This window comes from Pseudonocardia sp. ZF1, assembly GCF_056835605.1.
Window position 1 is genome coordinate 239435 of sequence record NZ_JAJNBY010000001.1, and the last position, 26817, is coordinate 266251.

Here is a 26817-nt window from a genome sequence, read left to right on the forward strand (position 1 = left end):
CGGCCGTCCGGGACGGATCAGCGGACGGGGCCGGGCTCCCGGCGCCGGACCTGCTCGACGACGGCCTCGGCCGCGGGCTCGGTGACGTCGCGGTTGAACGGCAGCCGCGCCAGCGCCGACCCCATAGCGCAGGTGTTGCTCAGCGCGGAGAAGGTGAGTCCGGCGCCGATGCCGCCCGCGAGCAGCCGCAGCTTCGGTGTGACGAGGCGGCCGCCGAGGATCCCGGTCAGCACCAGGGACCCCGCGACGAGCCGGACCTGGCGCTCGAGCGCCCACGCGGTGCGGCCGCGTACGACCTCGTGGCCCGCCGCGGCCCAGGCGGCGACCCCGCCGTCGAGCACGTGGGCGCGGTCCAGTCCGGCGGCGGCCAGGTGCCGGCGGCCCTGCTCGGCGCGCACGCCCGACTGGCAGACCAGCACCAGCGGCGACGACGGGTCGTCGAGGTGGCGGGCGAGCTCGGCCGTGTGCTCGGCGAGGGTGTTCAGCGGGACGTGGTACGAGCCGCGGATGTGCTGCGCCTCGAACTCGGCGGCGCTGCGCACGTCGACGACCAGCGGCTCGGACCACTCGCGCAGGGCGGCGGGGGTCACGGTGCGGGTGGCGGGCTGTGCGGTCACGGGATTCCTCGGGAAGGTGGGACGGGAACTCAGGCGAGGGAGAGGAACAGCTTCTCGAGCTGGGCGACGTCGACCTCGCGCTCGCCGTCGGCGTTCTCGGTCAGGCAGTGGCGCAGGCCGGTCGAGATGATCTTGAATCCGGCGCGGTCCAGGGCCTTGGACGCCGCGGACAGCTGGGTCACGACGTCACGGCACTCACGGCCGTCCTCGATCATCCGGATCACCCCGGCGATCTGGCCCTCGACCCGGCGCAGCCGGGCGACGACGTCGGTGAGTTCCGTGGGGCGTACCTCCACGACGCACCGCCTCTCCTTCGATGTTCCCCCGACTGTACCCCAGGGGGTATATGCGCTGCGCCTCCCGAGACGGGTGTAACACCGGTCCGCGTACTTCGATCTGCAGAGTGAGTACGACGGAAGCGGGTGGGATGGACCGGGGCGGACCGTACGAGCGGTACTACGCGGAGCGCGAGGCGTCGGGGGAGCGCACCGTTCTGTGGCCGTGGCTTTTCCTGGCGCTGGTCGTCCCGCTGCTGCTCGCCCGCTCGTTCACCGTGTCCGACGACTCGGCCCAGGCGACCGCCACCCACGAGGCGACGTCGCCGGCCCCGTCGGGCGAGGTCGCCGAGGGCGTGTACCGGTCCGGCTTCGACGTCGTGCCCGGCACCTGGACGACCGTCGGTCCGCTCGCGGGAACCGGCTGCGGCTACGTCCGGAGCGCACCGGACGGGGTCGAGATCGCCCGCGCCGTCCTGCACGGACCCGGTGCGGCCCGGATCGCCGACGGCGAGTCCGTGGTCTTCACCGGCAGCTGCGTCTGGACGGCGGGCTGACGCCGGTCAGAGAGTGCCGGTGAGTGACTGCAGCGCCAGGCTGCTCGCGCCGACCAGGATCCACAGACCCGCGCCGAGCAGCAGCGGACGCGGACCGGCGCGACGGACGTCGGACAGGCGCATCGAGAGTCCGATCCCGGCCAGCGCTGTCGTGATCAGGAACGTGCCGAGCGTGGTGATCGCCGGGTGCCAGGCCTCGGGCACCAGTCCGGCGCTGGTCAGCGCGGAGGCGACGACGAACCCGATCAGGAAGGTCGGGACGAGCTTGCGCCACGGGAGCGAACGCGTCCGCTCGCCGGCCGCCGCGGCCTCCCGCCGGGCGACCCGGGTCGCGAGCACGAGGACGATCGGGACCAGCATCAGTGTCCGGGTCAGCTTCACGATGACCGAGTAGGGCCCGGCGTCACCGCCGAAGGCGTATCCGGCGGCGACGACCGAGGACGTGTCGTTGATCGCCGTGCCCGCCCAGAGGCCGAACGCGTGCGGCGCCAGGCCCATCAGGTGGCCGAGCTGGGGGAAAACCAGCACGGCGACCACGTTGAAGGTGAAGATCGTGCCGATGGCGTAGGCGACCTGCGACTCCTTCGCCCGGATCACGGCCTGGGTCGCCGCGATGGCGGACGCCCCGCAGATCGCGGTACCGACGCCGATGAGGAGCTGGGCGTCGCCCCGCACCCCGAGCAGTCGTCCGAGTCCCCAGGCGCCGGCGAGGGCCACGGCGAGCGTGCCGAGCATGACCGGCAGCGAGGTCAGTCCCACGTGCGCGATCTGGGTCAGGGACAGCGTCAGGCCGAGCACCACGATCGAGGTCTGGAGGACCGGGCGGGAGGCGAAGGCCAGGCCGGGCCGGAGCCGGTCGCCGGGCCTGAGCGCGGTCGCGACGAGTACCCCGAGCACGATCCCGAAGACCGGTCCGCCGATCACGGGCACCTCGATCCCGGCCGCCGTGGCGACGGCGGCGACGACCAGCGCGACGGCGAGTCCAGGCAGGCGGTCGCGGACCCGGTCGGTGACGGTGGCTGTGGGGGTGCCGGTGGTCGAGGGGGCACGATCGGCGGTGGGCGCCATGGTGCGTACCTTCCGTTAATGTACGGACATTACCTCGTGGAACGGTAGCCCTCTCGTGATCGTGATGTCGACGGCCGGCCGGGGGTGCCCTTCCCCGGGCGTCGTGGAATCGGTGAGGATGGCCGGTATGGACCAGTTCGAGGCGGACGGCACGGCCGGGGGCGACGAGGGCGGAGGGGCCGCATTCGCGCTGGCAGGAGCGCCGCTGCCGTTGTCGGCGCCCGCGCGGGTGTACGTGTGCGGGATCACTCCGTACGACGTCACCCACCTGGGCCACGCCGCGACGTTCGTCTGGGCGGACGTGCTGACCCGGGTCGTGCGGTCGACCGGCACCCCGACCCGGGTGACCCGCAACGTGACCGACGTCGACGACGTCCTCACCCGTACCGCGGCCGAGCGCCGGGTCGACTACGACGAGTTCGGCCTGCGCCAGGAGTTCTGGTTCGACCGCACCATGGCCGACCTGCAGGTCGTCGCACCCGACCACGCCCCGCACGCGCGCCACCACGTGAAGCACGTGATCGCGCTGGCCGCGGCGCTGCTGGCCACCGGCGCCGCCTACGAGCGCGACGGCGCGGTGTACTTCCGCGGCGCCGGCGTCCCGGAGGCGGCGGGCCTGGACCGTGACACCGCGCTGGCCCTGTCCGCCGAGTACGGCGACGACCCCGGTGACCCGCACCGGGACGACCCGTTCGACGTGCCGCTGTGGAAGCCCGCCGCCGGCGACCACCCGGCGTGGCCGAGCCCCTGGGGGCCGGGACGCCCGGGCTGGCACGCCGAGTGCGCCGCGATGGCCCTGGCGACCCTCGGCGGTGTCGTCGACGTGCTCGCGGGCGGCGCCGACCTGGCGTTCCCGCACCACGCGTACCAGTCGGCGATGGCCGCGGCCGCGACCGGCGCGGGTCTGTTCGCCCGGCGCGGGTTCCAGGCCGGGATCGTGTCCGTCGACGGCGCCAAGATGGCCAAGTCCACCGGCAACCTCGTGCTGGTGCAGGACCTGCTCGCCGGCACCCCGGGGGCCGCGGTGCGCCTGTTCCTGCTGGACCGGCCGTGGGCGCAGCCGTGGGAGTACCGGCCCGAGGACCTCGCGCTCGCGACCGGGCGGCTGGAGGAGCTCTACGTCGCGGCCGGGCGCAAGCCCGGCTCGGCCGCCGCGGTGGACGCGGTGCGCGACGCGCTGCTCGACGACCTCGACATCCCCCGCGCGGTGGCGACGGCGCTGGAGTCGGGCGGCGAGGCGGCGCGCACGGTCATCCGGACCCTCGCCCTGCAGTGACCCCGGTCAGCGGGTCGCGGTCAGCGCCACCATCGCGCCGATCGGCCCCCACGACGGTGCGGCCGGGAACCGCTCGACGGCGCCGGGCACGAACCCGGCGGCGGTGACCGCTGCCTCGGTGTCGCGGTCGAGCCGGCAGCCCGCCGCCATCCGCTCCCACAGCGGGGCCAGCCGCCGTCGCCAGGCCGCGGGCCGGCCGTGCCCGACGACGTGCTCGATCGCCACCAGCCGCCCGCCCGGGCGCAGCACCCGGTGCGCCTCGGCCAGTGCCCGCGCCGGATCGGGGACGGTGCAGAGGACGAGGGTGAACACCACCGCGTCGACCGAGCCGTCGGCGGCGGGCAGTGCGTCGGCGCCCGCCCCGCTCACGGTCAGCGGGACGGCGCAGGCCGCGGCGCGGTCGTCGAGCCTGCGGCGCATGGCCGGGTCCGGTTCGAGGGCGATCACCTCGTCGGCGGCGCGGTAGTGCGGCAGGTTGGCGCCGGTGCCCGCGCCGACGTCGAGGACGCGGCCGGTCAGGTCGCCGACCAACGCCGCCCGGCGCGGGCCGAGAACCCGGCGCTCGACGGGATCGAGGACGCGGTCGTACAGCGCGGCGAAGATACGGTGCTCACCGGTGGACACGGCGGCACGCTACCCGGCGACGACCGGCAGGCCCGCCGCCGCGGCGTTGCCGAACACGTCGTCGATCGCCACGACCTCCATCCCGCGGGCGTCGAGCAGTCCGGCCACGACGGCGGCGCGGTAGCCCCCGGCGCAGTGCACCCAGACCGGTCCGGTCGGGACCTCGTCGAGCCGGTCCAGGACCTCGTGGACCGGGATCCCGACCGAGCCGCGCACCCACCCGCCGGCCCGCTCGGGGTTCCGGCGGACGTCGAGGACCGACGGGTGCGCGCCACGGTCGTACTCGGCGGCGAGATCGGCGAACGTGGCCTGGCGGAAGCTGTGCAGCGGCGCGTCGCCGGCCCACTCCTCGGGCTTGCCGGTCGCGGCCGCGGCCGGCCGGTCGATCCCGATCCGGACGAGCTCGCGCTGCGCCTCGGCGACGTCCGCCGCGGTCTCCCCGAGCAGTGTCACCGGTGTCCCCCACGGCATGAGCCAGCCGAGATAGGTCACGAACTGGCCGCCGAGCCCGATGTTGACCGTCCCGGCGACGTGCCCGGCCGCGAACGCGGTCCCGGTACGCAGGTCGACGACCCACTCGCCCGCGTCGATGCGCCGCCGCAGCTCGGCCGGGTCGGCCTCGGCCGGAGCGGACAGGTCGATCTCGTCCGGCCCGGCGGCGTTGGCGGGTCCCATGTGCGCGTAGTACGCGGGGAACGCGTCGAGCCCGGCCAGCAGCTCGCGGACCCACTCGTCCTGCTCACGGGTCAGCGCGGGGTTGGCCGCCTTCTCCGCCCCGATGGTGCTCGCGGTGCCGGTGGCCTGGGTGGCGGAGCAGAAGCTGCCGAAGCCGTGGGTCGGGAAGATCTCGGTGGCGTCGGGCAGCTCCGCGGCGAGCCGCCGGGCGGAGCGCCACTGGGCGTGGGCGAGCGTGTCGGTGTGGTCGGGTCCCAGCAGGTCGGGACGGCCGGTGGAGCCGTACAGGAGTGATCCGCCGGTGAAGACGACCGCCGGCTCGGCGCCGGGCACGGAGCCGTCGGAGACGGCGAACGACAGGTGGGTGTGGGTGTGTCCCGGGGTGTGCAGGACCCGGACGTGCATCGTGCCGACCTCGACGACCTGACCGTCGCGGACGCCGACGCGTTCGAAGGAGACCGGGTCGTCGGCGTTGAGCAGGTACTGCGCGCCGGTCGCGCGGGCCAGCCGGAAGCCGCCGGTGACGTAGTCGTTGTGGATGTGGGACTCGAACACGTGGGTGATCCGGACGCCCGCCTCGTCGGCGGCGGCACGGACCCGGTCGTGGTCGCGCTGGGGATCGACGACGAGGGCGACCTGGCCGTCGTGCGCCAGGTAGCTGCGGTCGCCCAGGCCGGGCGTCTCGACGGTCAGAACGGTGATCATGTCCGGTCCTCTCGGCACTGACTTCGGGGCACCTGCCGCAACCCGATCAAATGATCGTACATTCCACAGCCTAGCTGTGAGCTGGATCGCAAGAAGGGGTCGATCGAGGGGTCTGACGGGCCGAATCCGGACCATTGTGCCCAGGCAATGCGACCGATAGCCTCTATGTACGTACATTTAAGGAGGCGACGAACATGCCGGGAAACCGGATCGTCATCGTGGGCGGCGGCAGCGCGGGCATCAGCGTCGCGGCCCGGTTGCGCCGGGCGGGGGAGCGCGACGTCGCCGTCGTCGACCCCGCGGTGACGCACTACTACCAGCCGCTGTGGACGCTCGTCGGCGGCGGCCGGGCGCCGGTGGAGCAGAGCGCGCGCCCGCAGGCCTCGGTCATGCCCAAGGGCGTGACGTGGATCCGCAGGGGCGCGGTCTCGGTGGACCCGGACGCCCGCTCGGTCGAGCTCGACGACGGGTCGAGCGTGGAGTACGAGTACCTGGTGATGTGCCCGGGGATCCAGCTGGACTGGGCCAAGGTCACCGGCCTGTCCGACGCCCTGGGGCGCGACGGGGTGTCGAGCAACTACGAGTACCAGCTCGCGCCCGCGACCTGGAAGTTCATCCGGGAGCTGCGGAAGGGCACCGCGGTGTTCACCATGCCCGGTGGCCCGATCAAGTGTGCGGGAGCTCCGCAGAAGATCGCCTACCTCGCCGCCGACCACTGGCGGGAGCAGGGCGTGCTGCGCGACATCGACGTGCACCTGGTGCTGCCGACGCCGGGCATGTTCGGCGTACCGGAGTTCGCGAAGGTGCTCGAGGGCGTCGCCGCCCGCTACGGCATCCAGGTCCACTTCCAGAGCGAGATGACCTCGGTGAACGCCGGCGCGAAGGAGATCACCGTCGTCGACCACGCGGCGGGCGACACGACCTCGACCCTGTCCTACGACGTGCTGCACGCCGTCCCGCCGCAGAGCGCGCCGGACTGGGTGAAGAAGAGCGCGCTGGCCGACCCGAACAATCCGGCGGGCTATGTCGAGATCGACAAGCACACCCTGCAGCACACGCGGTACCCGAACGTGTTCGCCCTCGGCGACGCCGGGTCCTCGCCGAACTCGAAGACCGGTGCGGCCATCCGCAAGCAGGCACCGGTGGTCGCCCGGAACCTGCGCGACGTCATGGCGGGGCGCACGCCGTCGGCGAGCTACGGCGGCTACGCGTCCTGCCCGCTGACGACCTCGCGGCACCACATGTTGCTCGCCGAGTTCGACTACACGATGACGCCGACGCCGTCGATCCCCGGGATCGACACCATCAAGGAGCGGAGGGACATGTGGCTGCTCAAGCGCTACGGCCTCCCCGCGATGTACTGGAACGCGATGCTCCGCGGTCTCGCCTGAGTCCCCGCACCGACGACGCCCCGGCCGGATCCCGGCCGGGGCGCCGTCGTCGGCGGGCGGATCAGGTGGTGGCCGGTGTCGCGACCGGCCGGGAGCCGTCGGCCCAGGCACCGAACCCGCCGAGCAGGTCGTCGACGGTGGCGAAGCCCCGGGCACGCAGCACCGACGCCGCGATCGAGGAGCGGTAGCCGCCCGCGCAGTAGACGACGGTCGGGGTGGCCGGGTCGAGCTCGCCGAGCCGCGAGACGAGGGCGGGCAGCGGGATCGGCACGGCTCCCGGGACGAGCCCGGACCCGGCGACCTCGCCCGGGCCGCGGACGTCGACGACCTGCGTCCCGTCCGGCAGGGCGGCCAGCTCGGTGGCGGTCACCCGGCCGGCCGAGCGCAGGCGCTCCGGCGGTGCGGCGGACACCCCGCCGTCGAGCTCACCCCGCACCCGGTCGAAACCGATCCGGGCGAGCCGGTTGCGCGCCTCGACCGCCGTGCCGGGGTCGCCGACCAGGACGAGGTCGGCGTCGGCCGGCACGACCTGACCGGCCATCTCGGCGAACCGGCCGCCGAGGCCCACGTTGACCGAGCGCGGGAGGTGTGCGGCGGCGAAGTCCTGCGGATCGCGGGTGTCGAGCAGCACGGCCCCGTCGCGGACCAGCTCGTCGACCTGCAGCAACGACAGCGCGGGGACACGCGAGGTCTCGTCGAGCACCGGCCGGGACTCGCGGTTGCGCTGCGAGGCGTGCGCGAAGTACATCGGCGCCACCGACTGGCCCTCGGTGACGGCGGCGACGAAGGCGTTCTCGTCCATCGGCGCCAGCGCGTAGTTGGTACGGCGCTGCTCGCCGATGGTGCTGGAGGTCTCGGTCGACAGGTTCTTCCCACAGGCCGACCCGGCGCCGTGGGCCGGGAAGACCCGGGTCCCGTCCGGCAGGGTGAGCAGCCGGCGGCGGGTGGAGCGGTAGAGGGCGCGGCCGAGCTCCTCGGCCGACCAGCCGGCCCCGCCGAGCAGGTCGGGACGACCGACGTCGCCGATGAACAGCGTGTCGCCGGTCAGTACGCCCCAGGGCGCGGCGCCGGGCTGGTCGCGCACGACCAGGCAGATCGACTCCGGCGTGTGGCCGGGGGTGTGCAGGACCTCCAGGCTCACCGAGCCCAGGGACAGGATCTGCCCGTCGGCGAGCGGTTCCACCGGGAACTCGACCTGCGCGGCGTCGCCGTAGGAGATGGGGGAGCGGGTCGCGGTCGCCAGCTCCAGGTGCCCGGAGAGGAAGTCCGCGTGCACGTGGGTCTCGAGCACCCGCTCGATGCGGAGGCCCTCGGCCTCGGCGTCGGCCAGGTAGAGCGCGACGTCCCGCTGTGGGTCGACGACGACGGCGCGGCCGGTGGCCCGGTCGCCGATCAGGTAGGACGCCTGGGACAGACAGCCCAGGTAGTACTGCCGGAAGACGAGGTCACCGCTGCGCTGCCACGCACCGGCCTCGACGGGGTCCGCTCCCATGATGCCCTCCTGGGGATGTGACGCTGTACAAATGACCGTACATTCATCGCGGTCCGCCGTCGAGGGGCGGCGGGTCACATGCGACCGGTCGGGCTGTTGCGCGATGGGGGGCCGCGTGGTGTCGTGATCCCCGTGTGTCCCGCAGCTCCGTCGGTCGATCGCGGCTTCGTCGTGTGCCTGATCGCCACCGACCAGCTGTCGGTCGACGACCGTCACTGTCGCCCGGGAGTCCGAGCGGCCCGGTAGTACCGGAGTCGCTCCCGTCCGTCCCGACCCACCGGATCACCGGAGCGACCGTGCGCACGTCCGTCCGTCCCCACCCGTCCGACTCCCCGGCCGCCTCCGCCGCCGAGCCGGCCGCCGCCCGCCCGTCCGCGGCGGACGCGCCCCCGCCCGTGGACACCCCGGGCGACGGCGGCACCGGCGGCCGTCCGGGGGGTGGCGCCCGATCCGGCCTGCTCGGCCGGGTGGCCGTGGCCGTGCGGGCCGCGCACGGGTCCGGCGTGCCGTTCTGACGTTTCTCCGGGCCGGTGCTCCGGCCCGGACGCCGTCCCGCCCCCGGCTGCGACCCGTCCCCGCCCGTCTCCCGTCCGAGCCGGCGCCCGCCCGTGGGTTGGACCATGACTCCGGCGTGGTCCGTGGCACTCCGGGGGGACTTGCTCACCGACGCTAAATGACCGTACATTCAAGGAGTGTCCGACACCGAGACCGATGCCCCCGGCCCCGCCGTGATCCGGCGCGAGCCCGGCCGTCTGCTCTGGGAACAGCTGCTCGACGACCTGCGGCGCCGCCTCGATCTCGACGCGTTCACCGACGGGTTCCCCGGCGAGCTGGCGCTGGTGGAGGAGTACGGCGTCAGCCGGCACACCGTCCGGCAGGCGGTCAAGGTACTGCGCGACGAGGGCCGTGTCGTCGGGACGCGCGGACGCCCGTCGCGCCAGGCCGAGCCGGTCGAGATCGCCCAGCGGCTCGGTGCGCTCTACAGCCTCAATGCGTCGGTGCGCGCGATGGGCCTGGAACAGCAGAGCGTGGTGCGGGCGCTGGACACCCGCGCCGACGGCGTCGTCGCGGCCCGGCTCGGGCTGGAGGAGTCCACACCGCTGGTCCACCTGGAACGCCTGCGGTTCGCCGGCGGCGACCCGCTCGCCCTGGACCGGGTGTGGCTCCCGCTCGACCTCGCCGCCCCGCTGCTGAAGGCCGACTTCACCACCGGTGCGCTCTACGAGCGCTACGCCGAGCTCTGCGGGGTCGTCCTCACCGGCGGCGAGGAGACCATCCAGCCCATCCTGCCCACTTCCGCCGAGCACCGGCTGCTGGGCGGCAGCCCGTCCACCGCCGCGTTCTCGATCCGGCGCCTCGGCTGTGCCAAGGGGCGCCCGGTGGAGTGGCGCCAGACCCTCGTCCGCGGCGACCGCTTCGTCCTGCGCGCGGACTTCTCCGCCAAGGACGGCTACCAGCTCGACCTGCTCGGCTCCCCCGACCGGAAGGACCCACGACGATGACCACGCCCGACCAGATCCCGCAGACCGACCCGGTGGACGCCCGTGAGCTCGTGGCCGGCGGTGCTCTGCTCCTCGACGTGCGTGAGCCGACCGAGTGGAGTGCCGGGCACATCGAGGGCGCGGTGCACACCCCGCTCGGCGAGCTGGACCCGATGGCGTTCGACCAGGACCGGATGGTCGTGGCTGTCTGCCGCTCCGGGAACCGGTCCGGCAAGGCCGCCGCGGCGCTGGCCGACGCCGGCATCGACGTCCGGAACCTGGCCGGCGGCATGACGGCATGGTCCGAGGCGGGCCTCCCGTTCGTCGACGACGACGGCGAGCCCGGGACCGTGGCATGACCGGCGTCCTGGCCGGGGCGCTGGGCCTGGTCGTCGGGCTCGTCATCGGGACCCTCGGTGGCGGCGGTGGCGTGCTCGCCGTGCCCGCGCTGGTCTACGCGCTCGGCCAGGACGCCCGCACGGCGACCACCGGCAGCATCGTCATCGTCGGCATCATCTCCGCCGCCGGCGTCCTGGCCCGGCTGCGCGGTCGCACCATCGACTGGCGGACCGGTGTCGGGTTCGGGATCGTCGGCGTGCCCACCGCCTGGGCGGGGTCGCTGCTCAACCGTGCTGTGCCCCAGCCCGTCCTGCTGCTGTCCTTCGCGGCCCTCACCCTCGCCATCGCCGTGCTGATGCTGGTCAAGGGCGGGTCGTCGGGGCAGCAGGCCGACGGTGCGGCGGTCGCGGAGACCGGCGCCGCGGCCGGGGCGGAGCCGGCACCCCGCACCGCCGGGGGCCCGGGGACGGTCGGCGCGACCGCCGTCCTCGCGGCCCCCGCGCGCCGGTCGGTGGCCCGCCGCATCGGCAGGATTGTCGCGGCCGGCTCGGTGGTCGGGTTCCTGACCGGGTTCCTCGGGGTCGGCGGCGGGTTCCTCGTCGTCCCGGCCCTGACCATGCTCATGGGCCTGTCGATGCCCGCGGCGATCGGCACCTCGCTGCTCGTGCTCACCTTCAACTCGATCAGCTCGATGGGTGCCCGGATCGGGCACCTCGACCTGGACTGGGCGGTCATCGGGCCGTTCGCCGCGGTCGCGGTGCTCGGCGCGCTCGGCGGCAAGCTCGTCGCCGACCGGATGTCGGGCGCGGCGCTCAACCGGACGTTCGCCGGGCTGCTCGTCGTCGTCGGGCTGTTCGTCGGGGTGCAGAGCCTGCTCGCCCTCTGACCGCCCCGGGACCGCGCCGTTGCGGCTCTCCGGCCCTCCGGGTGCTCCCAGGGGAACTCTCGTTGCCCTAGAAGCCCCGAGGGTTCCCCTGGGAGCAGCCGGGGCGGGGCGGGAAGGGTGGCTCTGGTCAGGACGCGGGGGCGAGCAGGTGCCCGCGGACCAGTGCACCGTGCGCCGTCCGGGCCGCGACGACCGCCCACGCCATGACGAGCAGCCCGTAGAGCGCCACCGCCACGACAACCAGGGCCGGGGTCCCGAGGCGGGCCGCGAGCAGGTTCGTCCCGGTCACGCAGGTGCCGAGCGGGAAGGTGAAGCTCCACCAGGTCAGCGCGAACGGCAACCCGCGCCGCGCCGTCCGGACGGTCACCGCGGCCGCCAGCGCCATCCACAGCATGGCGAACCCCCAGGCCGGGACGCCGTAGAGCACGGCGAACACGGCGGTGCCGCTCGCGAACGGCTCCGGCAGCGTGCCCGGCGCGACATTCGCCAGCAGGCCCGCCGCGGTGACCGACTGGCCGAGCGGGCCGAGGACGATCCACAGGGTGGGGACGGTCGCGGCCGGGCCGGTCCCGTGCACGACCAGCCGGTTCCAGATCTGCGGGAGCAGCGCGAGCGTCGCGAACAGGCTCATCCCGAACAGCGCGTAGCAGGCGAGCAGCAGCGTCGCGCGGCCCGGCCCCGGGGCGAGGTGGGCGACGAGCAGGGCGCCGTCGGCCGCCGACACCATCGGCGGCACGACCGGCATCAGCCAGCCGCCGAACGCGGCGTCCGGGCCGATCTCGTGGCGGGTGATCATCAGGTAGGGCACGCCGACGGCGGTGACCAGGCCGAACGCGGTGCCGGCCAGCCACAGCGTCCAGCTCGTGGCGAGTGCGGCCGTGGCACCGAGGACCGGGATCCCGAACTGGACGGCACCGGCGCCGACGGTCATCAGGGCCATCGCGACGGCGCCGTAGAACTGCACGGCGACCGGATCGGCCGCGTGCCCGCGGGCCCGGGCGGGGAAGCGCAGGCGGTGCGCCGCCGTCGCCACGACCAGCACGACGAGCAGCACCGAGGCCAGTCCCCACACCGCGGTGCCCCAGGCGGTCAGGACCGGCGAACGCAGCGGCAGCGTGGCGACCGCGCCGCCGACGATCCCGGTGCCCATCACCGATGCGAACCAGTTGGGCCCCAGCGACGAGACGGCGTCGCCGGGGCGGTCGAGGTCGCGCAGCAGCCCGATCCGGGCGAGCGCGTGCGGCCGCCGGGGCAGGTCCCCGACCTCGGCTGCGGGGCGGTCCAGGTGGGTCGTCATGGTCTCCACGGTGCGCGCGGCAGGCGCCGGACGGTACCCGTCGCCGGGTTGCGCAGTCATAAGCTGTGGTTGTGGCTCTGTCTCCGCGTGTGACCGACCTCGTGCCCTACGACCTGCTGGTCTCCGTCGCGACCCTGGGGAGCATGGGCAGGGCCGCCGTGGCGCACGGCGTCTCCCAGGCCGCGGTCAGCGCCCGGATCAGGAGCCTGGAGTCCGCGCTCGGGCTGACGCTGCTGGAGCGCTCCCCGCGGGGCACCCGGCTCACCCCGGACGGCGCGTTGGTGGTGGAGCGGGCCCGGGCCGCGCTCGACGCCGCGCACGCCCTCGACGAGGGGGTCGCCGCCCTGCGGACGGACCGCGCGGCCCGGCTGCGGGTGGCGGCCAGCGTCACGGTCGCCGAGTACCTCCTGCCGCGCTGGCTGGTCGCGCTGCGGGCGGAGCTGCCCGGTACCGCCGTCACCCTGACCTCGCACAACACGTCCGAGGTGGTCGACGACGTCCGCTCCGGGGACGCCGACCTCGGCTTCGTCGAGGGGCCCGAGCTGCCCCCCGACCTCGACGGCCAGGTCGTCGCGCGGGACCGGCTGGTGCTCGTCGTCGCCCCGGACCACCCGTGGGCGGGCCGCCGGGCGGTGGACGGGTCCCGGCTGGCGTCGACCCCGCTGGTGGCCCGGGAACCGGGGTCGGGCACCCGCGACTTCCTGGAGCGCGCGCTAGGTGCCCTGGCCCCGCCGGTGCTGGAGCTGGGATCGACGACGGCGATCAAGAACGCCGTCGCCGGCGGGGCGGGTCCCGCGGTGATCAGCGGCCTCGCCGTCGCGGCCGAGGTCGCGGCGGGGACGCTGCGGACGGTGCCGGTGCGCGGGGCGGACCTGCAGCGACGGCTGCGGGCGGCCTGGCGCCGTGGCCGGGCACCGTCGGGCCCGGCGCTGGTGCTGGTGCGGATCGCGTCACGACGCTGACCCCCGGACATGCGCGACGACGTATACTCGACGATACCCCCCGGGGTATCCAGCCGACCGGGACCGATACGAGGAGGCGATCGCTATGTGCCGACGCGCCACCTGTCGCAACTGCGGCAAGGTCACCTGGCAGGGCTGTGGGCAGCACGTGGACCAGGTCATGGCCGGGGTGCGCCCGGCCGAGCGCTGCCGCTGCACGCCGGCCGAGCGCTCAGGCGGCGGCCTGTTCGCGAGGTTGTTCGGCCGGTCCTGAGCGGGACCTCCGGCCCTGGGCGGGATATACCCCTGGGGGTATCCATGGAGCATCCGGACCACGATCGGAGACGCGCCATGATCCTCACGCAGTACTACCTGGAATGCCTGTCCCAGGCCTCCTATCTCGTCGGCGACGAGAGGACCGGACGGGCCGTCGTCGTGGACCCCCGCCGCGACGTCGGGGAGTACCTCGCCGACGCCGCCGCGCACGGCCTGACGATCGTCGGGGTGATCGACACCCACTTCCACGCCGACTTCCTGGTGGGCCACCTGGAGCTCGCCGAGCGGACCGGGGCGTGGATCGGGTTCGGCGACGAGGCACGCCCGGAGTTCCCCGCCCGCCTGCTCGCCGACGGCGAGCGGATCGAGCTCGGCGACGTCGTGCTCGAGGTGCTGGCGACACCGGGCCACACACCCGAGTCGATCAGCGTCCTGGTGTGGGAGCACGCCGGTGACGCGGTCCCCCACTCCGTCCTCACCGGAGACACCCTGTTCGTCGGCGACGTCGGCCGGCCGGACCTGCTGGCCTCGATCGGCGTGACCGCCGACGAGCTCGGCCGACGGCTGCACGCCTCGGTGGCCCGCCTCATGGAGCTGCCCGACGCGGTGCGGGTGCTGCCCGGCCACGGCGCGGGCTCGGCCTGCGGGAAGAACCTGTCCACCGAACGTGCATCGACCATCGGCGACCAGCGGCGCGACAACCCCGCCTGCCGGTCGACCGACGTCGAGGACTTCCTCGCGATGGTCACCGCCGGCCAGCCGGCCGCGCCCGGCTACTTCGTCCACGACGCGTTCGCCAACCGCCGCGGGCACGAGCTGTTCGATCCGGCACGCCACGCACGCCCGCTCGCTGCCGCCGAGGTCGACGACCTGGCCCGCCGGGGCGCGGTCCTGCTCGACGCCCGCGACGCGGACGCGTTCGCCGCCGGGCACCTCCCCGGCTCCCTGTCGGTGCCGCTCGACGGCCGTTTCGCCGAGACCGTGGGCACCGTGGTCGACCCGGACCGCGACATCGTGGTGGTCGCCCCGCAGGACCGCGAGGAGGAGGTGGTGACCCGGCTGGCCCGGATCGGCGCCGACCGGGTCCTCGGCTATCTGCGCGACCCGGACGCCGTGCTCGCGGAGCCGGGGCGTACGCAGCGCTCGGAGCGGCTCGACGCGGCCGCGCTGGCGGAGATGCTCGCGGGACCCGACCGACCGGAGGTGCTCGACGTTCGCAACCGCGGTGAGCTCGCGGCGGGGGCGGTGCCGGGGGCGCGCCGGATCCCGCTCGCCGAGCTGCCCCGCCGGCTCGACGAGGTCGCCCGGGACCGGACGGTCGTGGTGCACTGCGCGGGCGGCTACCGCTCGGGGGTGGCGGCCTCGCTGCTGCGCCGTGCCGGGTTCGCCGACGTCCGCGACCTCGCCGGCGGGTACGCCGCGTGGGCAGCCCTGCCGGAGGAGCGGCGTCGTCGCGCCGACGTCGCCGCGCACCTGCACCACGAGCTCGAGATGGCCGCGGACTGGCACCCGGACCTGTCCACCCGGCGGTGAGCGGATCCCGCCGGCGCCCGTCGGCGCCGGCGGGACGGGCGCGTCAGGCGACCTTCGGTCGCTGCTCCACGACCTCGGACCGGTAGCTCTCGATGATCTCCATGAACTCGGTGTGCTCCGGAGTGGGCACCCCGCAGAAGTTCAGCGTCGAGGAGATCTCCAGCGCGACCGCGTCGAACTGCTCGTCGGTGATCTTCAGCGTCTCGTGCGCGGTGACCATGTCCATGCCCGGGTAGCACTGCGGACCGCCCGCGGCCTGCACCGACCACGCCGTGACCAGGAACTTGTAGCCGGGGGCGTTGGCCGGGTCGCCGTGGTGGGCGTGCACCCCCTCGTTCGCGTTGACCGAGGCGTTCGCGAAGAGCCGGTCGACGAGGATGTCGACCGCCCCGGCGATCGCGTAGATGCCGCCGAGGCGGTCGTGCAGGGACTGCTGTTCGGGCATGACGACGCTCCCACTCCGTTGTCGGGACCCGATCACAATCCCGTGCGGTGCGGGTGTCGTCAATAGTGCACAACCGGTTCCCGGCCGTGCGGTCAGTCGTCGACCGCGTGCTGCCCGTGTCCCGGGCCGTAGCCGGTCAGCGACGGGACCTGGACCCGCAGCCCGGACGGCAGGTGCCGGGCCAGGTCGTCACGGGCGTCCGCGCCCAGGCTGCGGGCCAGGGTGTCGAGCACCGCGACCGAGGCGTTGGTGGCCCAGGCGACGTCGTGCAGCTCCAGGTACTGCTGCACCCGCGACAGGAACACCTCCTCGGTGAACGGCTGGGGCAGCACGGGCACGACCGACACCGGGACCGCGGGCTCCGCAGGCGCGCGGTGGTCGGGCACCGGCGCGTCGTCCGCCTCCGGCTCGGCCGGGTTCCCGCCCCAGCGCTCACCCGGGGCCACCTGCTCGCCCTTCATCAGGAACGAGTCGGCGGCCAGCGTCGCGCCGTCGCCGATGTCGGTGGAGTAGTGCACGAACGCCCGCACGCCGACGGCCACGCCGTCGCCGACCCGGATCCGGCCGGACTCGAAGCGGCCGTCCTCCAGCGAGTGGCACTGCAGGACCGACCCGGAGTTGAGCACGACGTCGTCGCCGAGGGAGACCAGGCTCTTCTCCGGCAGGGCGGCGCCGTCGTCGAAGACGCGCCTCCCGGCGCGCAGACCGGCCAGGCGGTTGCGCCACACGAGCAGCGGGGTCCCGGCCAGCACCGGCCGGACGTAGAGCTTCCAGAGCCGTTCGTGGAACCAGAAGTAGCGGTCGTAGATGGACGCGGTGCGCGGCTGCAGGCCGCGGAAGCCGAGCGTCGCGCGCTCCAGCAGCGCCGACCACACCATGAGCAGCAGCGGGCCGAGGAACACGGCCGGGCCGAGGGCCCACAGGCCCCACGCCGGCCAGAGCGCCACCGAGATCCCGAGCGGGACCAGCGCGACCGCGACACCGAGGGCCCGCAGCAGCACCGTGACGACGAGGGTCGAGGCGTTGTAGCGGTTCTTGGAGCGCAGCCGGCGAGCCAGCTCCTCGTCGGTGGCCGGGTGGTTCGGGTGCGGCCCCGCGCCGGTGCGCGGGATCTCCATCGGCGGCGAGCCGAGCAGGCCCACCCCGGTCCGCACCGGCCCGTCCACCGGGACCATGACCTTGGTCGCGAGCAGCACGTCGTCGCCGATCCGGGCGTCCGGCGGCAGGTGCACGTCGTTGCCGACGAAGTTGTCCCGGCCCAGCCGCACCGGGCGGATCCGGAACGAGTCGTGCGACAGCTCGGTGTTCATCATCCGCAGTCCGTCGGACACCATCGTCCCGGTGCCGACGCGGGCGTGCCGCGGCGACTCCTGGCGGAGCTGGGTGCCGAAGTTCGACCCCGTCTGCCGCAGGTCGTCGAGGTCGTAACCGAGGCCCTTCAGGTAGCCGGTGATGAACGAGCTGTCGCCGAGCAGCAGCACCAGGAACCGCGCGTTCGACACGCCGGTCACGATCTGCTGCGCGACGTGGCGCACGCCGTAGAGCGGGAAGGTGCGGTCGACCGGCACGAACAGCGCGGCCAACCGCGGCAGCGTCAGCACGGCGAGCACGCCCACCAGCAGGGCCGCCACGACCAGTGCCATGACCGCGATCGCGCCGACCAGGAAGAACCACCAGTGCGCGCCCATGTCGGCACCGGTCAGCCCGATCAGACCGGCCACCTGCGGGGCGAAGCGGGCGAACGCGGCCACGACGAGGGCGAACACCGCCGTCGCGACGGCCCAGGACAGCCCGGCGAACACCGCCGAGTAGACGACCCGGCGCAGCCGCCCCGCGCCGACGGCGTCGGGCCCGCGGTAGTCCGAGCCGGACGGACCGGCGGGCGAGCCGTGCCAGACCTGGCCGGCCGGGACGGTGACGCCGGAGCGCAGCGCCGAGGCGTGGCCCAGCTGCGACCCGTCCTGCATCCAGGTCCGGATGTCGAGCACGGCGGCCTCGCCGACCACGCAGTCGTCGCCGACGCCGACCGGGCCGAACTCCAGCGCGCCGGGCACGGCCCGGTAGCCCTGCAGCGACGCCTCCGGGTGCACGATCGTGCGGGCGCCGACCCGGACGAGGTCGGTGGCGACCGGGACGGCCCCGAACAGGGCGCTGCCGCGCCCGATCCGCGCGCCGAGCAGCCGCAGCCAGCCGGTGTACAGCGGGGTGCCGACGGCCAGCGCCATCGGGTTGGTCCGGATCAGCGTGGAGACGACCCAGAACCGCAGGTGGGCGGCGCCCCACAGGGGCACGGTCCGTTCGCGGAAGCGGCCGACGAGCGTCCACTTCGCGAGCACCGGCAGCAGCACGACGGCGACGAGCACCCCCGCGGTCCACAGCGCGGCCCGGCCGGTGAGCGACACCGCGTCGGGCGCGGTGGAGATCCAGCGGTAGCCGAGGACCAGCACCGCGGCGGCGGCGAACCCGGAGGCGAGCAGGAACAGCAGCTGCGCGACCCCGGTCAGCGCATGCGCCACCGGGCGGGCGCGCACCGGCTCGACCGGCTCCGCGGCCACGGCCGGCACGACGTCGCCGAGCGCGGCGGCGAGCCGGCGCACGGTGGGGTGGCGGTAGATGTCGCGTGCGGACACCGACGGCAGGTCGTCGCGACGGCGCACGGCGGCGGCGAACCCGGCCAGCAGCAGCGAGGTGGCGCCGAGCTCGTCGAAGAGGTCGGCCTCGACCGAGATCTCGGCGGGCTCGACCCGCAGCGCGGTGGCGAGCTCGGCGACCAGGCCGCGCTCGACGTCGGTCGCCGGGCCCACGACCGGGCCGGTCGCGGCCACGCGGCTGCCGGTCGGCGCGGGCAGGTTCCTGCGGTCCGCCTTGTCGCTGGTCGTCATCGGGATGAGCTCGAGGTGCTCGAGGTAGGCGGGCACCATGTAGGACGGCAGCCGGTCCTGCAGGCGGGCCCGCAGGTCGGTCGGCGGTTCCGCGCCGCGGACCAGGCTGTAGTAGCCGACGAGCTCCTTCGTTCCGGGCGTCGGCTCGAAGGTGTCCACCACGGCCATCGCGACCGCGGGGTGGTCCTGCAGCACGGCCTCGATCTCGGAGAGCTCGATGCGGTAGCCGCGGACCTTGACCTGCAGGTCGATGCGGCCCCGGTACTCGATCTCGCCGTCGGCGTTGATCCGCGTGAGGTCACCGGTGCGGTAGATGAGCCCGGACGGGTTGTTCGGCAGGTCGATCGGGGCCGGGACGAACACCTCGGCGGTCTTCTCGTCGCGGTTGAGGTAGCCGTCGGCCAGCCCCACCCCGGCGACAGCCAGCTCCCCGGTCTCGCCGAACGGCAGCACCCGGGTCGGGTCGGTGGTGTCCAGGACGAGGGCGGCGTAGGTCGGCAGCGGCCGCCCGATCGTCACCGGGCGGTCCGGGTGGACCTGCGCCATCGTCGCGGTGACGGTGGCCTCGGTGGGGCCGTAGACGTTGAGGAAGCGGCGCTGCGGGGTCCACCAGCGGCGGATGAGGTCCTGCGGGCAGGCCTCCCCGGACACGAGCAGGAAGCGGAGGTCGTCGAGGTCCGCCTCGACGGTGGCGAGCAGCGTCGGCACCACGCACATCGCGGTGACGCGGCGCTCGACCAGGAAGTCGTGCAGGTCCTCGCCGACCAGCGACACCCCGGCCGGCTTGGGGACGAGGGTGGCGCCGGTCAGGAACGAGGTCCAGATCTCCTCGACGGAGAAGTCGAAGGCCAGGGTCAGGCCCTGGTACATGCGGTCGTCGGCGCGGACGCCGTACTCGTCGGCGGCGACCCGCACGAAGTTGCAGATCGCCGGGTGCCCGATCACGACGCCCTTGGGCCGGCCGGTGGAGCCGGAGGTGTAGATCAGGTAGGCGGGGTGCTCGCGGCCCGGTGTGCGACGGCTGTCCGGTCCGAGCCGCTCGTCGGAACAGGCGGCGATGTCGGCGGCCGCCGCACCGGTGACCGAGAGGATCTCGACGTCGCCCCGCACGGGGTCGCCGACCTTCGCCAGCGCGCTGTCGGTGACCAGCAGCAGACCGGCCGCGGAGTCGGAGAGGATGAACGCCACGCGGTCCGCGGGGAAGCCCGCGTCCATCGGGACGAAGGTGGCCCCGGTCTTGAGCACCGCGAGCATGGCGGTGTAGCTCTCCACCGGGTCGTCGAGCAGCAGCCCGACGACGTCGCCGGGCCCGGTGCCGCGCCCGCGCAGGTGCCGGGCGAGACGGTTGGTGCGGCCGTCGAGCTCGCGGTAGGTCAGCGTGGCGTCGCCGGTGTCGACGGCGACGGCGCCCGGATGGCGGTCGACGGCCTCCTCGAACACCTCGGCGAGCTGCTCGCCGGGCCGGGCCCGCGAGGCCTCCAGGGTCGGTCCGGGGACTAGTACACGGTCGTCGAGCGTCCGGGGACGCGGGGTCGGTACAGGTCGCTTGGTCGGCGACGGGCGGTAGGGGAGGTCCCGGCGGATCACCTGGGGCTGTCCCGGCTGTGTGTTGCGGCTGTCGCCGCCGTCGACCCCACCGGTGAGGGCCGACCGGTTGGACACGTCGGACATGACTCCGGACTACCCCATCCCGAGGGGACGAAAAGTGCAGGTCGGGCGTGGCGATCGTCACTCGCAAACCGGTGAACCCCGGTCGGGTGGAGTGCGTAGCCAGACGAGGGGTCCGCCGTCGTCAGGGGGGCGACAACGGCCCGTGGACCGTCCTGAACAGCGTGTCGACGAGATCGATCCCCAGGTCATGATCATGGTCGGCCGGGAGGTCGACGCCGTGGTCGTGGAACCACGAGGGCGGGGCCTCCGGGTGCGGGCCGACGACACCGACCGCCCCGTCACCGCACCGGGTGACGCAGGCGGCCACCGTGCCGTCGGCGTATGTGGCGAGGATCTCGGTCTCCGCGAGCGCCCGGCGCGTCGGCCGGATCACGCCCCCGTCCTGGAAGTACATCCGCCGTTCGGCTCCGCGCCACCGGACCGTGACCAGTGCCGGGTCCGGGGTGGACGGATCGGCCCCCGGACGGGACCAGTACTCGTCGACGGCGAGGCCGACGAGGTTGAGGAAGCCGCGCTCCACCAGGAACGCGCCCATGCAGACGCCCAGGTAGCACCCGCCCCCGTGGACGAACCGGCGGATCGCGCCCTTGTCCGCGCGCAGCCGCCGGAACGCGGCCTCGTCGTCGCCGGAGGCACCGGGGTGGGCGAACAGCACCGTGTCCGGGTCGGACAGTGCCTCCCGCAGCGGACGGTCGCCCGCCGGGCCTGCGGTCCGGACGTCGAACCCGTGCCCACTGCGGCGCAGCAGGTCGGCGACGGCCTCGGTGTCGTCGGTGTGGTCGCCGGCCGACGGCCGGGTCCAGGCGTCGGCGAGCACGACGGCGACCGGCCGGCTCATGCGGAGCGCTCCGGTACGGCCGGGGCGTCCACCAGGTGCGCGAGCAGGTCCCGGACGCCGCCGGGCACGGCCACCTCCACCGGCCGCCACGACGACGGCACCCGCCCCACCGGCAGGAAGGTGTCCGGCCCGCGCCGCCCCTGCGCGAACAGCGCGGCTCCGGAGTTGATCCGGGTCACGAGCACCCGGTCGCCGTGCGCGGCCAGCAGGGACGCGGTGTCGACGGTGAGGACGACGTGCTCGGTGTCGGCGTAGCGGGGCAGCGCGTGCAGCCGGCGCAGGCGGGCGGGGTCCGCCCACAGGAACGCGCAGCCGTTGATCCGGCGCAGGTAGTCGGCCACACCGAACCCGGACGCCGGGTCGAGCATCCGTCCCAGGGCTGCCGGGTTGAGCGGACGCTGGTCACGCAGCCAGGCGGTGCCGTGCTCGGGGTGGTGCAGCCGCACCGCCCGCGGGCGACGGGTGGTCAGCAGCCGTTCCCGCTCGTCGCCGGTCACCCCGAACAGGTCGAGCAGCCCCGCGACCGGCAGCAGCCCGTGCGTGGCGATCCCCTGCCACGACGCGGCGGGCGTGGTGTGGAACAGGCGCGGCGCGCGCCGGACGAGATCGTCGGGGTGCAGGCTCAGGCCCCCAGGGCCGTGTCGAGATCCGGGTACCAGGTGATGACCTGGTCCAGCCCGGTCATCCGCACCGGCCGGATCACCGCACGGTTGCCCGGGCCGGTGACCCCGTCGAGACGGACCCCGGCCTCACCGGCCGCCCGGGAGGACCGGACCACCGCGGTCAGGCCGTGCGACCCGAGGAACCCGACGCCGGACAGGTCCAGCAGGGCCCGCGCCGGTCGCGTCTGGTGGAGCATCTCCGACATCCGGGCCCGGATCGCCTCGGCCTCGGCGAGGTCGACGTCACCGATCACCTCGAGGACGGTCACACCGGGTGCCGGGGTGTGCTCGCGCAGGCTCACCCGGGAGTGCGGCTCCGGCCAGCTGCCCGTGTGGCCGAGCCGCCGGCGACCGGGCTCGGCCGACGTCACGACGGCCACCCGGCTTCGGGCACGCCTCGCCCGCGACCCCGCCCGCCGGATGGTGCGGGGCCGGATGTCCGGGGACGTACGGCCGAGTTTCCGATGGGTTCACCGTACCGGGCCCCGGGCCGTTGTCCACCGGTCGACCTGCGGGATCCTGTCCGGGGAGAGAGTCTTCACCGGGTGACCACCTCCACATCACCGCGACCCCCGGACCCGGCCGACGACGGAGCCGTGACCGTCGTGCGGCGCGCCCGCGTCCCCGGCCACGACGGCGCCGTCGACATCGTGATGTCCGGTGGCAGGATCCGGTCGGTGGGTGCCCCGGCGCCCGCCGGGACACCCGGTACCGATGCGGGGGACCGGCTCGTCGTCGGCGGCCTCGTCGACGCGCACCTGCACCTGGACAAGGCGCTCACCGCGGACCGCTGCTCGTGGTCCGGCGGCACCGTCGACGACGCGATGGCCGAGACCGCGGCGATGAAGGCGGACTTCACCGTCGACGACGTCGCCGCCCGCGCCGGGGCCGTCCTGGCGTCCTGCGTCGCGCACGGCACCACCCGGGTGCGGACCCACGTCGAGCTCGACCCGACCGTCGGGCGCCGCGGGCTGGAGGGTGTGCTGGCGGCCGCGGCGGACTGGGCCTGGGCCGTCGACGTCGAGGTCTGCGTCTTCGCCCAGGACGGCCTGACCGGCTCGCCGGAGACGGCCCGTCTGCTCGACGAGGCGCTCGGCGGGGCCCGGGCGGCGGGCCGGCGCGCGGTCGTGGGCGGCGCCCCCTACGCCGACGACGACCCCGCGGGCCAGCTGGACCGCGTGTTCGGGCTGGCGGCGGACCACGACGCCGACGTCGACCTGCACCTGGACCTGTTCGACGGCACCGCCGAGGGCGTGCTGATCGGCACGCTGTGCAACCTGACCGAACGGGCGGGCCTCGGCGGCCGGGTCACCGCGGGCCACGGCACGGCGTGGTCGTTCCTGGAGCCAGAGCGGCGCGCCGCGGTGCTGGACCGGTGCGCCGGGACGGGGGTCGGCGTGGTCTCCCTGCCGTCGACGGACCTGTTCCTCACCGGCCGGGAGACCGGCGCCGGGGCGCCGCGCGGGGTCGTCGTGCTGGACCGGCTCGTCGAGCGCGACGCCGCGGCGGCGGTGGCCACGAACAACGTCCGCAACGCCTTCACCCCCTACGGCGACGGCTCCCTGGTCCGGATGGCGAACCTCTACGCCAACCTGACCCACCAGGCGTCGCCGGAGCAGCTGGCGGCCTGCCTGGACCTGGTCGGCCCGCGCGCCGCCCGGGTGCTCGGCACCCCGGCCGCCGCCACCGGGGTCGTCGCGGGGGCCCCGGCCGACCTGGTCTGCCTCGACGCGCCCGACCCGGGCACGGCGGTCGCCGCCGTCGCACCGGTCCGCTGGGTGCTGAAGGGCGGTCGCCGGACCGTCACCGGCGCGGCCGTGGAGCTGCACCCACCGGTGTGACCCGGCTCATCGGTGCAGGCCGTCGCGCAGCGGGAACGCTGCCCGACATGAGCACACGTGAGGGCAGGGCCGTGCGGTACGACCGCTACGGCGGCGTCGACGAGCTGTACGTGGCCGGCGTCGGGTTCGACGACCCCGGTCCGGGCCGCGTTCTGGTCGAGGTGCACGCGGCCGGGATCAACCCGGGCGAGACCGCGCTGCGCGAAGGCGTGTTCGCCGAGTCCTGGCCCAGCACGTTCCCCAGCGGGCAGGGCAGCGACTGGGCCGGGGTCGTCGCGGCGGTCGGGGAGGGCGTCACCGACGTCGAGCCCGGCGACGACGTCTTCGGCTGGACCGACGACCGCGCCTCCCAGGCCACCCACGTCGACGTGCCCGCCGAGCAGGTCCTGCGCCGCCCGGCCGGTCTCGACGTCGCGACGGCCGGGGTGCTCTACATCGCCGGGACGGCCGCGGCCGCGTCGGTCGCGTCGGTGGATCCGCAGCCGGGGGAGACGGTCGTCGTCGCCGGTGCCGCGGGCGGGGTGGGGCAGATCGCGGTGCAGCTGCTGACGCTGCGCGACGTGGAGGTCGTCGGGATCGCCTCCGAGCGCAACCACGACCGGCTCCGCGAGCTGGCCGTGACCCCGGTCGCCTACGGGTCCTCGCCCGAGGAGACGCTGGCGAACCTGCGCGCCGCGACGCCGGACCGGGTGCACGCCGTCGTCGACCTCGTCGGCGGCGGCTACGTGGCGCTCGCCCGCGAGCTCGGTGTCCCCGCGGAGCGGATCAACACGATCATCGACTTCGAGGGCGCGCAGGCCCACGGCGCCGCCACCCGGGGCACCGCCGACTCCGCGGGCCGCGACGACCTCGCCGCGCTCGGCGCGCTCGTCGCCGACGGGGCCCTGCAGGTCCCGATCGCGGCCGGGTACCCCCTCGACGGGGTCCGCGAGGCCTACACCGAGCTGGAGAAGCGGCACACCGCGGGGAAGATCGTCCTGCTGCCGCAGGAGTGATCCGACGCCTGCCGGGAACCCCGCCGGGGCACCCCCGAGGAGAGGACACCCGTCGTGCAGATCGGCTTTAAGCTCTTCGCCGAGGCCCACACGCCGCAGGAGATGGTCCGCCAGGCCGTCCGGGCGGAGGAGGCCGGTTTCGACTTCGTCGAGATCTCCGACCACTACCACCCGTGGCTGGAGAGCCACGGGCACTCCGGGTTCGCCTGGTCGATCCTCGCCGCGATCGCGATGCGGACCGAGCGGGTCGGCCTGGCCACCGGGGTGACCTGCCCGACGATCCGCTACCACCCGGCGATCATCGCCCAGGCCGCGGCGACGACCGCACTGCTGTCCGACGGCCGGTTCACCCTCGGCGTCGGCTCCGGCGAGCAGCTGTCCGAGCACGTCACCGGGCACCCGTGGCCGGTCGTCGGGGTGCGGCACGCCATGCTCCGCGAGGCACTCGAGATCATCCGTCTGCTGTGGAGCGGCGGCTACCGCACCTACCGCGGCACCCACCTGTCCGTCGAGGACGCGCGGGTGTTCGACCTGCCGGAGACGCTGCCGGACATCGTCGTCGCCGCGGGTGGGCCGAAGGCGGCCCGGATCGCCGGTGAGCTGGGCGACGGTCTGTTCGCCACCGAGCCCCGCACCGACCTGATCGACGCCTACACCGCGGCCGGCGGCACCGGCTCCCGCTGGGCCGAGGTCCCGCTGGCCTACGCCGGCACCGTCGACGCCGCGCTGGAGTCCGCGCACCGGCTGTTCCGGTTCGGCCCGACCGGCTGGAAGATCCAGGCCGAGCTGCCGAACGTGCGCAACTTCGAGGCTGCGACGGCCTTCGTCCGCAGGGAGGACATGGCCGACGCGTTCGGGGCGGGCCCGGACGTCGAGACCCACGTCGCGACGGCGAAGGGCTTCGCCGACGCGGGCTACGACCGGCTCGCGCTGATCAGCGCCGGACCGGACGTCGAGGAGTTCTTCGCCTTCTACGAGGGTGAGCTCGCGGGCCGGCTGCGCGCGCTCTGAGCGATCCCGGCCGGTCGGACGGGGTGCGCGGACCGGCCCGACCGGCAGAGTGGAGGGCATGAACAGGGTCGTTCGTTTCACCGAGCTCGGCGGGCCCGAGGTGCTCACGGTCGTCGAGGAGCCCGTGCCGCAGCCGGGGCCGGGGGAGGCCGTCGTCGCCGTCGAGGCGATCGGGCTGAACCGGGCCGAGTCGATGTTCCGGCGCGGTGAGTACATCGAGCCGACCCGGCTCCCGGCCGGTCTGGGTTACGAGGCCGCGGGCACCGTCGCCGCCGTCGGTGCGGGCGTGGACCGCTGGTCGGCGGGGGACCCGGTGAGCATCGTCCCGGCGTTCTCGATGAACGACCACACCGTCTACGGCGACCACGCCCTCGTCCCGGCCCGTGCCCTGGTCCCGCGGCCGGTGGACGCGGTGACCGGGGCCGCGACCTGGATGCCGTTCCTCGTCGCCTACGCCGGGCTGCTCGAACCGCGCGTCCTGCAGCCGGGCGACCACGTGCTGGTCACGGCGGCGTCGTCGAGCGTGGGGCTGGCGGCGATCGCGACCGCGAACCGGATCGGCGCCGTCCCGATCGCCACCAGCCGCAGCCGCGCCAAGGCGCAGGCGCTGCTCGACGCCGGGGCCGCACACGTCGTCGCCACCGGGGAGGAGGACCTGGTCGCGCGCTGCCGGGAGATCACCGGCGGGCGGGGCCTGGACGTCGTGTTCGACGCCGTCGCCGGACCCGCCGTCGAGACGATGGCCGACGCGGTCCGCCCGGACGGCACGATCGTCATCCACGGCAGGCTCTCCGGTGAACCGACGATCTTCCCGACGGCGACGCTGCCCGACCTCGTCGTCCGCTCGTTCACCCTGTTCGCGATGACCCGCGATGCCGAACGCCTGCGCCGGGCGGCCGCGTTCGTCGCCGCGGGGATGCGCGGTGGGGACTTCACCCCGCAGGTGGACCGGGTGTTCGACGGCCTCGACCAGGTCGTCGCCGCGCACGAGCACCTGGAGTCCAACGCCCAGGTCGGGAAGATCGTCCTCCGGCCGTGA

26 protein-coding genes are annotated in these 26817 nt (G+C 74.6%); 14 read left to right on the forward strand and 12 right to left on the reverse strand.

Features of this window, described 5'->3' with window-relative positions; all coding sequences use genetic code 11:
- Positions 1–17: 17 nt before the first annotated feature.
- Entirely contained in the window at positions 18–617 is a 600-nt protein-coding gene (locus ZF1_RS01215; protein ID WP_482636295.1) for a rhodanese-like domain-containing protein, read from the reverse strand.
- Positions 618–646: 29 nt separating this feature from the next.
- Positions 647–913 carry a metal-sensitive transcriptional regulator gene (locus ZF1_RS01220; RefSeq protein WP_062399401.1) on the reverse strand — a complete coding sequence of 89 codons (267 nt, stop codon included), beginning with the start codon at positions 911–913 and terminating at the stop codon, positions 647–649.
- Positions 914–1020: 107 nt separating this feature from the next.
- Between ZF1_RS01220 and ZF1_RS01225 the strand changes: the two genes are divergently transcribed.
- Positions 1021–1449 (forward strand): Rv1352/Rv1906c domain-containing protein, encoded by a 429-nt coding sequence (locus ZF1_RS01225; protein WP_405420375.1) that lies wholly within the window; start codon positions 1021–1023, stop codon positions 1447–1449.
- A 6-nt stretch (positions 1450–1455) separates the two neighbouring features.
- Here the strand turns inward: ZF1_RS01225 and ZF1_RS01230 are convergent, their stop codons facing one another.
- A complete protein-coding gene (locus ZF1_RS01230) occupies positions 1456–2517 on the reverse strand; it encodes a YeiH family protein (protein ID WP_405420373.1) in 1062 nt (353 codons plus the stop codon).
- A 127-nt stretch (positions 2518–2644) separates the two neighbouring features.
- On the opposite strand from ZF1_RS01230, the gene ZF1_RS01235 reads away from it, so the two are divergent.
- The gene (locus ZF1_RS01235; protein WP_405420371.1) at positions 2645–3793 is read left to right on the forward strand and encodes a cysteine--tRNA ligase; all 1149 of its coding nucleotides are present in this window, start codon (positions 2645–2647) and stop codon (positions 3791–3793) included.
- 6 nt (positions 3794–3799) lie between these two features.
- On the opposite strand, the gene ZF1_RS01240 is transcribed toward ZF1_RS01235, so the two are convergent.
- Positions 3800–4417 (reverse strand): class I SAM-dependent methyltransferase, encoded by a 618-nt coding sequence (locus ZF1_RS01240; protein ID WP_482636296.1) that lies wholly within the window; start codon positions 4415–4417, stop codon positions 3800–3802.
- A 9-nt stretch (positions 4418–4426) separates the two neighbouring features.
- On the reverse strand, positions 4427–5797 hold the full coding sequence (locus tag ZF1_RS01245; protein WP_482636297.1) for an MBL fold metallo-hydrolase: 1371 nt from the start codon (positions 5795–5797) through the stop codon (positions 4427–4429).
- Positions 5798–5991: 194 nt separating this feature from the next.
- Between ZF1_RS01245 and ZF1_RS01250 the strand changes: the two genes are divergently transcribed.
- The gene (locus ZF1_RS01250) at positions 5992–7188 is read left to right on the forward strand and encodes an NAD(P)/FAD-dependent oxidoreductase (RefSeq protein ID WP_482636298.1); all 1197 of its coding nucleotides are present in this window, start codon (positions 5992–5994) and stop codon (positions 7186–7188) included.
- Between the two features lie 61 nt (positions 7189–7249).
- Here the strand turns inward: ZF1_RS01250 and ZF1_RS01255 are convergent, their stop codons facing one another.
- Positions 7250–8680 (reverse strand): MBL fold metallo-hydrolase, encoded by a 1431-nt coding sequence (locus ZF1_RS01255; RefSeq protein WP_345650340.1) that lies wholly within the window; start codon positions 8678–8680, stop codon positions 7250–7252.
- Positions 8681–8976: 296 nt separating this feature from the next.
- On the opposite strand from ZF1_RS01255, the gene ZF1_RS01260 reads away from it, so the two are divergent.
- The 4 genes from ZF1_RS01260 to ZF1_RS01275 all read left to right on the forward strand — a co-directional run bounded on the left by ZF1_RS01260 (position 8977) and on the right by ZF1_RS01275 (position 11386).
- Entirely contained in the window at positions 8977–9195 is a 219-nt protein-coding gene (locus ZF1_RS01260; protein WP_482636299.1) for a hypothetical protein, read from the forward strand.
- Between the two features lie 177 nt (positions 9196–9372).
- The gene (locus ZF1_RS01265; protein ID WP_405420361.1) at positions 9373–10182 is read left to right on the forward strand and encodes a GntR family transcriptional regulator; all 810 of its coding nucleotides are present in this window, start codon (positions 9373–9375) and stop codon (positions 10180–10182) included.
- On the forward strand, positions 10179–10520 hold the full coding sequence (locus ZF1_RS01270; RefSeq protein ID WP_405420358.1) for a rhodanese-like domain-containing protein: 342 nt from the start codon (positions 10179–10181) through the stop codon (positions 10518–10520). Before ZF1_RS01265 ends, ZF1_RS01270 begins: the two co-directional genes overlap by 4 nt.
- Entirely contained in the window at positions 10517–11386 is an 870-nt protein-coding gene (locus tag ZF1_RS01275; protein ID WP_405420356.1) for a sulfite exporter TauE/SafE family protein, read from the forward strand. Before ZF1_RS01270 ends, ZF1_RS01275 begins: the two co-directional genes overlap by 4 nt.
- Positions 11387–11513: 127 nt before the next feature.
- On the opposite strand, the gene ZF1_RS01280 is transcribed toward ZF1_RS01275, so the two are convergent.
- Positions 11514–12683, reverse strand: coding sequence for a TDT family transporter (locus tag ZF1_RS01280; RefSeq protein WP_482636300.1), 1170 nt, complete (start codon positions 12681–12683; stop codon positions 11514–11516).
- Between the two features lie 71 nt (positions 12684–12754).
- Here ZF1_RS01280 and ZF1_RS01285 point away from each other — a divergent pair, with 71 nt between their 5' ends.
- The 3 genes from ZF1_RS01285 to ZF1_RS01295 all read left to right on the forward strand — a co-directional run bounded on the left by ZF1_RS01285 (position 12755) and on the right by ZF1_RS01295 (position 15433).
- Positions 12755–13645 (forward strand): LysR family transcriptional regulator, encoded by an 891-nt coding sequence (locus ZF1_RS01285; RefSeq protein WP_482636301.1) that lies wholly within the window; start codon positions 12755–12757, stop codon positions 13643–13645.
- An 85-nt stretch (positions 13646–13730) separates the two neighbouring features.
- Positions 13731–13898, forward strand: a complete 168-nt coding sequence (locus ZF1_RS01290) for a hypothetical protein (protein ID WP_251783165.1) — start codon at positions 13731–13733, stop codon at positions 13896–13898.
- A 77-nt stretch (positions 13899–13975) separates the two neighbouring features.
- Positions 13976–15433 carry an MBL fold metallo-hydrolase gene (locus ZF1_RS01295; RefSeq protein WP_482636302.1) on the forward strand — a complete coding sequence of 486 codons (1458 nt, stop codon included), beginning with the start codon at positions 13976–13978 and terminating at the stop codon, positions 15431–15433.
- Positions 15434–15476: 43 nt separating this feature from the next.
- On the opposite strand, the gene ZF1_RS01300 is transcribed toward ZF1_RS01295, so the two are convergent.
- The 5 genes from ZF1_RS01300 to ZF1_RS01320 form a co-directional block, all read right to left on the reverse strand.
- Entirely contained in the window at positions 15477–15878 is a 402-nt protein-coding gene (locus ZF1_RS01300; protein ID WP_482636303.1) for a group I truncated hemoglobin, read from the reverse strand.
- A 92-nt stretch (positions 15879–15970) separates the two neighbouring features.
- The gene (locus ZF1_RS01305) at positions 15971–20431 is read right to left on the reverse strand and encodes a Pls/PosA family non-ribosomal peptide synthetase (RefSeq protein WP_482636304.1); all 4461 of its coding nucleotides are present in this window, start codon (positions 20429–20431) and stop codon (positions 15971–15973) included.
- 121 nt (positions 20432–20552) lie between these two features.
- Complete coding sequence (locus tag ZF1_RS01310) at positions 20553–21269, reverse strand: hypothetical protein (protein ID WP_346102528.1); 717 nt, start codon at positions 21267–21269, stop codon at positions 20553–20555.
- Entirely contained in the window at positions 21266–21928 is a 663-nt protein-coding gene (locus ZF1_RS01315) for a DUF7002 family protein (protein ID WP_476654986.1), read from the reverse strand. Before ZF1_RS01315 ends, ZF1_RS01310 begins: the two co-directional genes overlap by 4 nt.
- Positions 21892–22302, reverse strand: coding sequence for an STAS domain-containing protein (locus ZF1_RS01320; RefSeq protein ID WP_083658628.1), 411 nt, complete (start codon positions 22300–22302; stop codon positions 21892–21894). Before ZF1_RS01320 ends, ZF1_RS01315 begins: the two co-directional genes overlap by 37 nt.
- 225 nt (positions 22303–22527) lie before the next feature.
- Between ZF1_RS01320 and ZF1_RS01325 the strand changes: the two genes are divergently transcribed.
- The 4 genes from ZF1_RS01325 to ZF1_RS01340 are packed head-to-tail and all read left to right on the forward strand — an operon-like array spanning position 22528 to position 26817.
- The gene (locus ZF1_RS01325) at positions 22528–23772 is read left to right on the forward strand and encodes an amidohydrolase family protein (protein WP_482636305.1); all 1245 of its coding nucleotides are present in this window, start codon (positions 22528–22530) and stop codon (positions 23770–23772) included.
- Positions 23773–23819: 47 nt separating this feature from the next.
- On the forward strand, positions 23820–24767 hold the full coding sequence (locus ZF1_RS01330) for an NADP-dependent oxidoreductase (protein WP_405420332.1): 948 nt from the start codon (positions 23820–23822) through the stop codon (positions 24765–24767).
- A 54-nt stretch (positions 24768–24821) separates the two neighbouring features.
- Positions 24822–25778: a TIGR03557 family F420-dependent LLM class oxidoreductase gene (locus ZF1_RS01335; protein WP_482636306.1), complete on the forward strand. Its 957-nt coding sequence runs from the start codon at positions 24822–24824 to the stop codon at positions 25776–25778.
- A gap of 58 nt (positions 25779–25836) precedes the next feature.
- Positions 25837–26817 (forward strand): zinc-dependent alcohol dehydrogenase family protein, encoded by a 981-nt coding sequence (locus tag ZF1_RS01340; RefSeq protein WP_251783156.1) that lies wholly within the window; start codon positions 25837–25839, stop codon positions 26815–26817.

What these genes read in the sequence shown, in the direction of transcription:
- ZF1_RS01230 (WP_405420373.1), bottom strand. Translation starts at nt 2,517, where the DNA reads ATGGCGCCCACCGCCGATCGTGCCCCCTCGACCACCGGCACCCCCACA.
- ZF1_RS01235 (WP_405420371.1), top strand. Translation starts at nt 2,645, where the DNA reads ATGGACCAGTTCGAGGCGGACGGCACGGCCGGGGGCGACGAGGGCGGA.
- ZF1_RS01245 (WP_482636297.1), bottom strand. Translation starts at nt 5,797, where the DNA reads ATGATCACCGTTCTGACCGTCGAGACGCCCGGCCTGGGCGACCGCAGC.
- ZF1_RS01250 (WP_482636298.1), top strand. Translation starts at nt 5,992, where the DNA reads ATGCCGGGAAACCGGATCGTCATCGTGGGCGGCGGCAGCGCGGGCATC.
- ZF1_RS01255 (WP_345650340.1), bottom strand. Translation starts at nt 8,680, where the DNA reads ATGGGAGCGGACCCCGTCGAGGCCGGTGCGTGGCAGCGCAGCGGTGAC.
- ZF1_RS01270 (WP_405420358.1), top strand. Translation starts at nt 10,179, where the DNA reads ATGACCACGCCCGACCAGATCCCGCAGACCGACCCGGTGGACGCCCGT.
- ZF1_RS01275 (WP_405420356.1), top strand. Translation starts at nt 10,517, where the DNA reads ATGACCGGCGTCCTGGCCGGGGCGCTGGGCCTGGTCGTCGGGCTCGTC.
- ZF1_RS01280 (WP_482636300.1), bottom strand. Translation starts at nt 12,683, where the DNA reads ATGACGACCCACCTGGACCGCCCCGCAGCCGAGGTCGGGGACCTGCCC.
- ZF1_RS01290 (WP_251783165.1), top strand. Translation starts at nt 13,731, where the DNA reads ATGTGCCGACGCGCCACCTGTCGCAACTGCGGCAAGGTCACCTGGCAG.
- ZF1_RS01295 (WP_482636302.1), top strand. Translation starts at nt 13,976, where the DNA reads ATGATCCTCACGCAGTACTACCTGGAATGCCTGTCCCAGGCCTCCTAT.
- ZF1_RS01300 (WP_482636303.1), bottom strand. Translation starts at nt 15,878, where the DNA reads ATGCCCGAACAGCAGTCCCTGCACGACCGCCTCGGCGGCATCTACGCG.
- ZF1_RS01305 (WP_482636304.1), bottom strand. Translation starts at nt 20,431, where the DNA reads ATGTCCGACGTGTCCAACCGGTCGGCCCTCACCGGTGGGGTCGACGGC.
- ZF1_RS01310 (WP_346102528.1), bottom strand. Translation starts at nt 21,269, where the DNA reads ATGAGCCGGCCGGTCGCCGTCGTGCTCGCCGACGCCTGGACCCGGCCG.
- ZF1_RS01330 (WP_405420332.1), top strand. Translation starts at nt 23,820, where the DNA reads ATGAGCACACGTGAGGGCAGGGCCGTGCGGTACGACCGCTACGGCGGC.
- ZF1_RS01340 (WP_251783156.1), top strand. Translation starts at nt 25,837, where the DNA reads ATGAACAGGGTCGTTCGTTTCACCGAGCTCGGCGGGCCCGAGGTGCTC.